The following is an 11,219-nucleotide window of genomic DNA, read 5'->3' as shown; positions in this document are numbered from 1 at the left end:
ACTAAAAAAGATAGTGACCTTTTAAACGGGTCACTATCTTTTTCTAGTTTAACACTATTTTATTCTTCCTGGTCTTTCGTCATAACCAAAGTAAGCATCTTCTAAAATTTCTTGCATATCAGATACCATAGCTAAACGTGGGTTTGCAGGTGTACATTGATCTTCATAAGCTAATAGCGCAATTTCTTTGGTATGAGCTTGCCATTCTTTATGGTCAACGCCTTGTCCTTTAAAGCTCATGTTAATACCAATTTTTTCACCTAATTCATAAACGGCTTTTGCATAAGATGCAACACCTTCTTCTGGTGTACTACATGGCAATCCTAACATACGAGCAATGTCTTGATACTTCACATCAGCTTTGTAGTAATTGTATTTTGGCCATGTTGATGTTTTAGCAGGGCGTGTACCATTGTAACGAATAACATACGGTAATAAGATAGCATTTGTACGTCCATGAACAGTATGGAATCGTCCACCAATTTTATGTGCCATAGAATGTGAAATACCTAGGAATGCATTTGCAAACGCCATACCAGCAATCGTTGAAGCGTTATGCATTTTTTCACGTGATTCAAAATCAGCATTTTTCACAGAGCTTTCTAAACTTTCAAAAACAAGTTTAATCGCTTGTAGCGCCAATCCGTCTGTATAGTCATTCGCAACTGTTGATACATAAGCTTCTGTTGCATGTGTTAAAACGTCCATACCTGTATCTGCTGTAACATGTGCTGGCACTGTCATCACTAACGCTGGGTCGACAATTGCAATGGTTGGTGTTAATGAATAATCTGCAATTGGGTATTTACGATTATTTTGCTTGTCAGAAATAACAGCAAATGGTGTCACTTCAGAACCTGTACCAGATGTGGTTGGAATACCTACGTATTTTGCTTTTTTACCTAATTCAGGGAAACGGAATGCACGTTTTCTAATATCCATGAATTTTTGAACTAAATCTCTAAAATCAATGTCTGGTTGTTCATAGAACATCCACATAATTTTTGCTGCATCCATTGGTGAACCACCACCCAAGGCAATAATCGTATCTGGTTGGAATTGTTTCATCAATTCAGCACCTTTTTCAACTGTTGTAATGTCTGGATCTGGTTCAACATCAGCAAAAATTTGATACGTTACTTTATTACGACGCAAGTTTAATTGTTCAATCACTCTATCTAAGAACCCTAATTCTACCATAGCATGATCGGTTACAATCATCACACGTTCAACATCTTTCATTTTTTGTAAATATTGAATTGAATCTCTTTCAAAATAAATTTTAGAAGGTACTTTAAACCATTGCATATTATTACGACGTCTCCCTACTTTTTTAATATTAAGCAAGTTCACAGCACTAACATTGTCCCCCACAGAGTTATGTCCATAAGATCCACATCCTAATGTTAATGATGGTAAAAATGCATTGTAAACATCTCCAATACCTCCAAAAGTCGATGGAGCATTCCAAATGACACGAATTGCTTTGACACGTTTTCCAAAATTTTTCGCTAACGCTTCATCTTTTGTATGAATAGCTGCCGAATGTCCTAACCCATGAAATTCTACCATTTGTTCTGCTTTTGTCAGACCATCTTCTTGATTTTCTGATTTTAAAACAGCTAAAATTGGGGATAATTTTTCACGAGTTAATGGTTCTTTTTCACCAACTTCTAAACATTCTGCCGCAAGAATATTTGTGTTTTCTGGCACTGTAAATCCTGCTTGTTCTGCTATCCAAGTTGCTGGTTTACCAACGATATTTGCATTCAATTTAGCCCCAGCACAATTTTTACTATTTGCTTTTACACCAAAACAAAATTCTTCTAATAATGCTTTTTCTTTCTTATTGACAAAATATGTATGATACGATTTCAATTCGTTTACCATGTCTTGATAAATTTCTTTATCAATTATCACAGCTTGTTCAGAAGCACACACCATTCCATTATCGAATGATTTACTCATTACAATATCATGTGCTGCTTGTTTAACATCTGCTGTTTTTTCGACATAGGCTGGTACATTCCCAGCTCCCACACCTAATGCTGGTTTACCACAAGAGTACGCTGCTTTTACCATGGCATTTCCGCCTGTTGCTAAAATCGTTGAAATACCTTCATGGTTCATCAGTGTGTTTGTTGCTTCAACTGACGGTGATTCAATCCATTGTACACATTCTTTTGGTGCCCCAGCTAAAACGGCTGCTTCTTTCACAATACGCGCTGCATGAGCTGAACTTTGTTGTGCAGAAGGATGAAAAGCAAAAATAATTGGATTTCTTGTTTTTAATGCTATCAATGCTTTAAAAATAGTTGTTGATGTCGGATTTGTTGTAGGTGTAATCCCACAAATAACACCAACTGGATCAGCAATCGCTGTAATCCCTGTCACTTCATCTTCATCAATAATACCAACTGTTTTTAAATGACGCATATTATTCACAACATGCTCACATGCAAATAAATTTTTAGTTGCTTTGTCTTCAAAAACACCTCTACCGGTTTCTTCAACAGCATGCATCGCAAGAATACCATGTTGATCCAATGCCGCAACAGATGCTTTTGCAACAATGTAATCAACTTCTTCTTGGTTTAGCTTTTTAAATTGTTCTAGTGCTTCTAACCCCTTTTTCACAAGTGTATCAATTTCTGAATAAATCGTTGTTTCGTGTTTTTCCATAAACAAAACTCCTTATATTTTTTATTTGTTAATACATTCACATGATACAATGTTTTTCATGAAAAATCAATACTAAATTTCAAAAAAAGTCTATAATAAAAGCTATTATAATTGTATACGCTTCCGTTTTTTATTGTGAATATTTTAACAAAAATAGAGAAAAATACCGATTTTTCCTTTTATATCACGGTATTTATATACTAAAAAGGTAGCGAATAATACTATCATTCGCTACCTAAAATATTATTTATGATATGTTTCTAAATCTATTTTATTTTCCCATTTATCAACAATAACACTACTCAATAATGCACCTGTTACATTAAGCATCGTTCTTCCCATGTCTACAATTGGGTCAATGCCAAAAACTGCTCCGATTTGGTTCATATAACTACCCAAACCTAATCCATTCAACGTTACTGTTGCAGCAACTGTTGCCGTTCCTGGAACACCCGCAATTCCAACAGATCCGATTGTCACAACTAAAATAAGTGTAACAATAAATGATACGTCAAGAGTTTGCCCTGTTGCCTTTGCAAGTAACACACCTAGCATCGCTGGAAATACACCTGCACAGCCATTCATTCCAATCGTTGTTCCTAGTGTTGCAATAAAACGAGCATTTTGTTTAGAAACACCCATTTGCTCTTCTAATGTATTTAGTGTATACGGTAATGTACCAACACTTGAACGAGAAGAAAATGCAAATACCATAGTACTAAATGCTTTTTTATAAAATGTGATAGGATTTAATCCATTTACAGCTAGTATAATAGCGTAAATGCCTAACATGATAAATACAGCGATATATAAACCTACAATAAAACTAAATGTACTTGAAATAACGGATACCCCATTACGAATAATCGTACTAGATACTAATGCAACAATACCATACGGCATCCATTTCAATACTGTTTTTAACATACTGTTCACAATTTCTTTCAATGCCATTAATACTGACACTGCTGGTTGAATAACTTCTGGATTTTTTTGGTTTAAGAAACGAATGGCACCCGCAACTAATGTTCCTACGATAACAACGGATACAATTTGACTATTCGTTGTCATCACACTAAAAATATTATTTGGAATTAAATCTAAGAAAAATTGAGGGAAACTTTGCGATGCAATAGTTTGCATTCTATCTGCTGTTGATTTTGTCAATTCTCCTGCAAAACCAGATGCACTTAATTGTAATAACTCTACCACACCTACTGCAACAAGTGCTGAAATAGCCGTTGTTCCAAGTAGCATCGTGAATGCTTTGATAGATAATGATTTAATATTTTCTCCTTTTACTTGTGTCACAATGTCTACAATAGATAAAAATACAATCGGTACAGCAAGTAATTGAATAAGTTTTAACACACCACTACCTAGCAATGAAAACCATACAGTAATTTCTTTTTGTGCAAACTGTGTATAATGAACACCTTGCGTACTTCCGAATAAATCAATACCCAATCCTAAAACAAGACCTAAAACTAAAGCAATTAACATACGTGTTGAAAAAGAAACTTTTTTCTTTTGTAACACTTTTAAAAAATATAAGCTCCCTAATAATACAAAAATACTTACTAATGTGATACCCTGGCTAATTTTTAAAAAATTAGTAAAAAATGCAATGTTTTCCATATCCATACTCCTTTTTAAATGTATGCTCATACATATACATAAATATAGGCAATCGCCTATTTTGTATCAGAAAATTGTTCCTCTAAAATTGATGTCACCGTTTCTATTGTCTTTATTAGTTTATGTTGTCCTTTTTCTGTTAAACAAATATAAACAGAACGTTTATCTTTTTCACACTCACAACGCTTAATGTACGCACAACATGCACTACTTTCCATTCGTCCAATCATTCTTGACATGGCACTTTGACTTAAGCCTACGAGTTGTTGCAGCTGTTGTAAGATCATTTTATGCTCTTCTTGTTCATTTAAAAAGTATAGTACATAAAATTCTTTCAAAGACAGTTTTTGTTTTTCTGCTAATTCTTTCTCAAGAATTGCTTCCACTTCTTTTTGTTTTTTTGTAAATGCAAACCATTGGAGTAAACAGTCATCTTTTTCCATAAATACCACCTCATTATACAAACAATTATCTAAATGTATGCTCATGCATTTAAATTAACATAAAAAAAGAAAGCTGTCAACCTCAAACAGCTCTCTTTGAATCTATTTCTAGTTATAGAATCGTATCCGCATTTTTCAAAGAAATCTTTTAAAATAAGGGTTCTTTTTCTTTATAGACTTCTTGAATAACTGTATACATATCTGTCGCTTCGTCTTTTTTTGTTGTTTCAACGATTTTATCAATACGTACCGTCAATGTTTTTGTTCCAAATTCCAATACTAATTCATCGCCTACTTTTACTGTACTACTAGATTTTGCAACATTACCATTTAAAAAAATACGTCCCTTATCCGCTACTTCTTTAGCAACAGTTCGTCTTTTAATAATACGGGATACTTTTAAAAATTTGTCTAATCTCATTTATTTTCATCCTTTTCTTTTTGTTTTATTTTTTGCCATAAAGCATCTAATTCTTCTACACTCTCTACCTTTACACCGTCAAAAACATGAGGATGACGTCGTCTAATTTTACGATTTAATGTATCCAATACATCTTCTAAATTAAAGAAACCATCGTATTCAGCAACACTTGTTTGAAACAATACTTGCCATAACACATCACCTAATTCTTCAATAAGATTATCAATATCATCTTGTTCGACTGCCATTATAACTTCATTCACTTCTTCTTGCAAATACGGTAATAATGTTTCATGCGTTTGTTCTTTTAACCAAATATCATGTTTAGCAATATCATCCATATATGCTTGTAATGTTTGGAATGATTTGGTTGCTGCATCTCTTTCTAATGCAGGAACAAATAATGTCGTTAAATTGTAGACACCTTTTAATCTATCTATTTCGTACAAAGGAAGCCACTCTACTTTTTCCGTTGACGTTCCTGCTCCATGAACCAATGCCACTTGGTAATCATCAGGATATCTTTCCATTAAGGCTAGTTTTACATCACTTGCGACATATTCATTAAATACTTGCATAATCATAATGGATTGTGTCAATACTAAATCATCCACTTTAAATCCAAGTGCATCGACTAATTGAAAACCATCAATCATATCTACTTGAACAGCTTGAAGTAAGTCATCAATAAAACTTTTGCCACCTAATATTGTGACTTCAATTTCTTTATCTTGTAACAATGTCTGTACAACTTTCTCTGCCACCATAGGATGCCCCGGAACAGCATATAAAATATGTTCGTTCTCTTTTGCCAGTTGTTTTAAAGTCATCACAATTTTTTCGTATGTTTCTTCAAAAGTATCTGTATGTTCATATATATCATCAAAACTTTCATATAAAAGCCCTTGTTGTTCTAAAGTGTTAATCACTGGATGCTCTTTTGTTCGCAAATAAACGATCTGTTTGTCATCAATCGCTTTTTGAATGACCTTATAAACACCTACGGTCATTTGTTCCAAATCGCCTCCACCTAGACCTATAATATCTATTTTCAACATAAAACACTCCTTATCACATTATCTTCACTATTATAGCATATTTTACACCATAAAAAGACAGTGAATGACTAATGCCATTCACTACCAAAACAATATTGATTTCTCTTTATCAGCACAATAAGATGTAGAACTTTAGATTTCTAAATATTTTTGTAATATTTCTAACCATAAATATATTTCTAAGCCTGTAATATCAAAAACAACGGATAATTGTTGATTATCTTGATTGATTTGGGCTTTTAGGGTCACTTTTCCTAGTTGTTCAAATAATGTTGGTGCACTTAACATTCTTGATTTTTCTTTAGAATATGTCACAAACACTTTATTCCCAACACGTTTGATTTTATCCACATCTTGTTTTTCAGCATAATATTTCAATAATCCAATATTTACCAAATCAGAAACTTCTTGAGGATAATCACCAAAACGATCAATCAAATCATCTTGGATTTGACGATAATCCTCTAGACTGTCAATTGTACGAATACGTTTATATAAATCAATTTTTTGTCGTTCGTCTTCAACATAATTGGTTGGAATATATGCTGTTATTCCTAAATCAATCTCAACATTCTTCACAACTTTTGCTTTTCCAGTACGTTTGACTTCAACAGCTTCTTTTAACATTTCTGTAAATAAGTCAAACCCTACAGAATCAATAAAGCCACTTTGTTGTTGCCCTAATAAATTCCCTGCTCCACGAATGGACAAATCTCGCATGGCAATTTTAAATCCTGCACCTAGTTGCGTAAATTCTTTAATAGCTTCTAAACGTTTTTCACTTGTTTCTGTTAACATTTTGTGTGGCTGATACATAAAGTATGCATAAGCAATGCGATTGGTACGTCCTACACGCCCACGTAATTGATAGAGTTGCGACAATCCCATTCTATCAGCATCCTCTATAAAGAGCGTATTTACATTAGGTAAATCAACACCCGTTTCAATAATTGTTGTTGTGACTAATACATCATATTCTCCTTGCATAAACGATAATAATGTGTTTTCTAAATCCACTTCACTTAATTGACCGTGTGCAATCGCAATACGTGCATCTGGTACGAGCATACGAATGTGCTCTGCTTTTTCTTGAATAGACTCTACTCGATTATACAAATAAAACACTTGCCCATTACGTGCCAATTCACGTTCTATAGCATCTCTAACAAGAGCATCATCTTGTTCCATGACATACGTTTGAACGGGATAACGATTTGCCGGTGGTGTTTCAATAACCGACAAATCACGCACACCTAACATAGACATGTGTAATGTTCTAGGAATTGGTGTAGCTGTTAAGGTCAGTACATCTACTTGTGATTTTAATTGTTTTAATCTTTCTTTATGTCGAACACCAAAACGTTGTTCTTCATCAATCACCAATAAGCCCAAGTCAGAAAAATCAACATCTTTAGAAACAAGTCGATGCGTTCCAACAACAATATCAACCGTCCCTTTTTTTATACCCGAAACAGTTTCTTCCTGTTGCATTTTCGTTCTAAAGCGACTTAACAAACCAATGGTAATAGGATAATCTTCAAAACGTTGTACAAGCGTCATATAATGTTGCTGTGCTAAAACGGTAGTTGGTACCAAAAAAGCAACTTGCTTGCCGTCTTGAACAGCTTTAAAAATAGCACGCATCGCAACTTCTGTTTTCCCATAACCAACATCTCCAACCAATAAACGATCCATTGGTTTCGCCTTCTCCATATCGTGTTTAATTTCTTTAACACTACGCAACTGATCGGGTGTTTCCGCATAAGGAAAGGCCTCTTCAAAGTCGTGCTGTTCTTTAGAATCTTTACTAAATGCAAAACCGACTTCACTTTCACGTTTTGCATATAACTCAATCAATTCATCTGCAATATCTTCTATTTTTCGAGCTACTTTTTTCTTTGTTTTCGCCCATTCTGTTCCACCTAATTTATTCACTTTAGGATCTTTACCGTCAGATGCAACATATTTTTGCACAAGATGAATTTGAGTAACCGGAATGAACAATTTGGCATCATCTTGATAAATAATTGACATGTAGTCTTGTTTAACGCCGCCAATATCCAAGGTTTCCATTCCTTGATACTTTCCGACACCGTGACTGACATGCACAACAAAATCACCCGCTGTTAATTCTGAATAACTTTTTAATCTTTCGGCATTCGTTAAGTTTTGACGTTTAGCAATCGTCTTTGTTACTTTATTGAATAATTCACGTTCATTTAAAAAGACGATTTTTTCAATGGGTAATTCAAAACCACTATGAATAGATCCCACAACGATATTGATTGCACTTAATTGAAGATCGGATAATGTTGTCACAACATTTTGAATATCAAAATCAGAAAATGTTTGACTCACTTTTTCAGCACGTTTCATATCCGATACACACACGACAACAGTCATCTGTTGTTTAGTAAATCGTTCCATTTCATTTTTAATCAACGGCATTTGACTAAAAAATTGTGGCATACTTCGATATTGGAATGAATAAATTTCAGAAAATGCAATACGACCTAATCCTTTTTGCAAATTAGAAAAATATAACTTTTTATGCGTATCTTTTTTGATAATTTCTTTAAAATCTAATTTCAACTCTTGCGTAGGCAGTAACACGGCTTGTTCTACTTTGTGCAACAACCAATCTTGTTCTTCTGATAAACTCGTTTTTTCTTGCTCGATTAGTCGAGCGTACTCATCTAAAACAACCAAGCCTTTTTCATCTAAATAATCTAAAATACTAATATTTGGATAGATTAAGTCCATGTACAGCGCAGGATGCTCCGGTAGTTCATGATGCTCTATCCTTTGAACCAACCCGTCAAAAAACACATGTATACTATCAGCAAGTGTTTCATCTGTTATTTTTTTAATTGCTTTTTGTTTACTTTTTCCAATCGTTGAAACTGCATTTTCTAACACTTCTTCATCAAATAAAATATCTGACGCAGGTAAAATTGTGACATTGTCCAACACCTCGATAGATTTTTGTGTTTCCGCATCAAATTGTCGAATAGAATCAATTTCCGTATCAAAAAACTCAAGTCGTAATGGTTGGTCATGTGTTAAAGGGAAAATATCTAGTATACCTCCACGTACACTAAATTGACCCGGAGATTCTACTAATTTTTCACGTATATATCCCATTGTATGCAATATTTTAATAATCGCATCAAGATGCCACTCTTCTCCAACAGAAATAGATAGCACACTTTCTTTAAATAAAGTTTTAGGCGATAAACGATGTCTTAATGCAGATAATGGTAATACGACAACACCACTTTTTTGTTTTGTTAAAAAGTCTAAAACTTCTACTCTTTGTGACACTAAATCTTTTGAAGCAGTTGCATATTCAGCGGCAATGGTTTCCTCAACTGGAAATAAATACACTGATTCATTGGGCAATAATGTTAATAAATCTTGATATACATACGTTGCTTGTAATAAATTATATGTAACATATAAAATAGGCACATTGTGTCGTTCCTTAATTTTAGAAATCACATAACTTTTAGCAGCACCAGATAATCCCAATACTAATTGATTATCCAATAATTCTGTTTGATTGACTAATTTCTCTAATAACTCCATCTTTTACTCCACTAATTAAAATCATTCATCGTCAACACAAAAGATTTTTTCTCTATCCAATGTCGCATAGCTTGAATGGTCTTGTCGATTGAGGTTTCAACCTCTGTTTGATAAATGCCTAAAAACTTAGACAATACATGTTGCGTAACCGTTTCAAAAGATAAAGGTCTTCCTATACCTACTTTAACACGGTTAAATTCTTGTGTTTGTAAACTGCTTATTAAACTTTTAATGCCATTGTGTCCACCAGCACTACCTTTTTGTCTTAATCGAATTTTTCCGATAGGTAAATCCATATCATCATAAATGACCACAATATCTTCCACATCAAGCTGAAAATAATCCATTAAAGGTTTCACAGCTTGACCAGATAAATTCATATATGTCTGTGGCTTAACCAGAATGACTTTTTCACCATTGATAAACAACTCTGTAAATAGCGCTTTATGTTTTGTTTTATGAAATGTCACTCGTTCTGTTTCTGCCCATTTATCTAAGACCATAAAACCGATATTATGCTTCGTACCTTCATATTCTCTTCCAGGATTTCCCAATCCAATAATCATTTTTGTCATCTTCAACCTCTATACATACACATAGACGCATAAAAAGATACACATGTATCTTTTTATGCGTGTTTATTTATTCTTCTTTAGGAAATATTATCATACTATGTTTTTACGACAATGTCCAGTCAATCGGCTCTATATGTAAAGCACGTAAATATTCATTGATTCGGCTAAATGGTCGGCTCCCAAAAAAGCCTCTATAGGCTGATAACGGACTAGGATGTGGTGCTGTTAGTATGATATGTTGCGGATTTGTAATGAGCGTTTGTTTAGATTGAGCAGGGCGTCCCCACAACACAAAAACGACTGGTTTTTGACGATCATTTAATACAGAAATTACTTTATCCGTAAATATTTCCCATCCTTTGTCTTTATGGCTGTGCGCTTGCCCTTTTTCGACAGTCAATACGGTATTTAACAACAAAACACCTTGCTGTGCCCATTTTGTTAAATTTCCTTGAGTAGGCATTAAACAACCAATATCGTCTACTAATTCTTTAAAAATATTTTGTAGCGACGGAGGAAAGTCGATATTTTCTTGAACGGAAAAACTTAATCCGTGCGCTTGATGTTCTCCATGATATGGATCTTGTCCTAAAATAACAACTTTCACATTATCATATTCAGTTAATTTTAACGCATGAAACATATTTTCTTTGGTCGGAAAAACCGTTGCTACTCTCCGTCTTTCTGAAACGTATGTCATTACTTGTTTAAAATACTCTTTTTCTTTTTCTTGCGCCAAAACATCATGCCAAGTCGTCATACACCCACTCCTTTTCTCTCATTACAGTAACAAAACAACCGTATATAGTCTTTT

At 33.8% G+C, this 11,219-nt stretch carries 8 protein-coding genes; all 8 read right to left on the bottom strand.

Annotation, left to right across the window (positions count from 1 at the left end; genetic code table 11):
* Positions 1–54 precede the first annotated feature (54 nt).
* On the bottom strand, positions 55–2,682 hold the full coding sequence (gene adhE, locus GMA06_RS00865; RefSeq protein ID WP_163561387.1) for a bifunctional acetaldehyde-CoA/alcohol dehydrogenase: 2,628 nt from the start codon (positions 2,680–2,682) through the stop codon (positions 55–57).
* A gap of 243 nt (positions 2,683–2,925) precedes the next feature.
* Positions 2,926–4,320, bottom strand: coding sequence for a cation:dicarboxylase symporter family transporter (locus GMA06_RS00860; RefSeq protein WP_163561386.1), 1,395 nt, complete (start codon positions 4,318–4,320; stop codon positions 2,926–2,928).
* Positions 4,321–4,376: 56 nt separating this feature from the next.
* Positions 4,377–4,763, bottom strand: a complete 387-nt coding sequence (locus tag GMA06_RS00855; protein ID WP_163546126.1) for a MarR family transcriptional regulator — start codon at positions 4,761–4,763, stop codon at positions 4,377–4,379.
* 148 nt (positions 4,764–4,911) lie between these two features.
* The gene (locus GMA06_RS00850) at positions 4,912–5,184 is read right to left on the bottom strand and encodes an RNA-binding S4 domain-containing protein (RefSeq protein ID WP_163561385.1); all 273 of its coding nucleotides are present in this window, start codon (positions 5,182–5,184) and stop codon (positions 4,912–4,914) included.
* The gene (locus tag GMA06_RS00845) at positions 5,181–6,242 is read right to left on the bottom strand and encodes a MazG nucleotide pyrophosphohydrolase domain-containing protein (RefSeq protein WP_163561384.1); all 1,062 of its coding nucleotides are present in this window, start codon (positions 6,240–6,242) and stop codon (positions 5,181–5,183) included. The genes GMA06_RS00850 and GMA06_RS00845 overlap by 4 nt, the downstream gene beginning before the upstream one ends.
* A 132-nt stretch (positions 6,243–6,374) precedes the next feature.
* Entirely contained in the window at positions 6,375–9,830 is a 3,456-nt protein-coding gene (gene mfd / locus GMA06_RS00840; protein ID WP_163561383.1) for a transcription-repair coupling factor, read from the bottom strand.
* Positions 9,831–9,841: 11 nt separating this feature from the next.
* Positions 9,842–10,405 carry an aminoacyl-tRNA hydrolase gene (gene pth, locus GMA06_RS00835; protein ID WP_163561382.1) on the bottom strand — a complete coding sequence of 188 codons (564 nt, stop codon included), beginning with the start codon at positions 10,403–10,405 and terminating at the stop codon, positions 9,842–9,844.
* Positions 10,406–10,508: 103 nt separating this feature from the next.
* Positions 10,509–11,165, bottom strand: coding sequence for a uracil-DNA glycosylase (gene ung / locus GMA06_RS00830; RefSeq protein WP_163561381.1), 657 nt, complete (start codon positions 11,163–11,165; stop codon positions 10,509–10,511).
* Positions 11,166–11,219: the final 54 nt, after the last annotated feature.

Origin of the sequence: Granulicatella sp. zg-84 (assembly GCF_010892375.1) — a bacterium.
In the GTDB taxonomy this organism is placed as follows: domain Bacteria; phylum Bacillota; class Bacilli; order Lactobacillales; family Aerococcaceae; genus WM01.
Note: the sequence above shows the minus strand (reverse complement) of the source record. Positions and strands in the feature narration are given on the sequence as shown.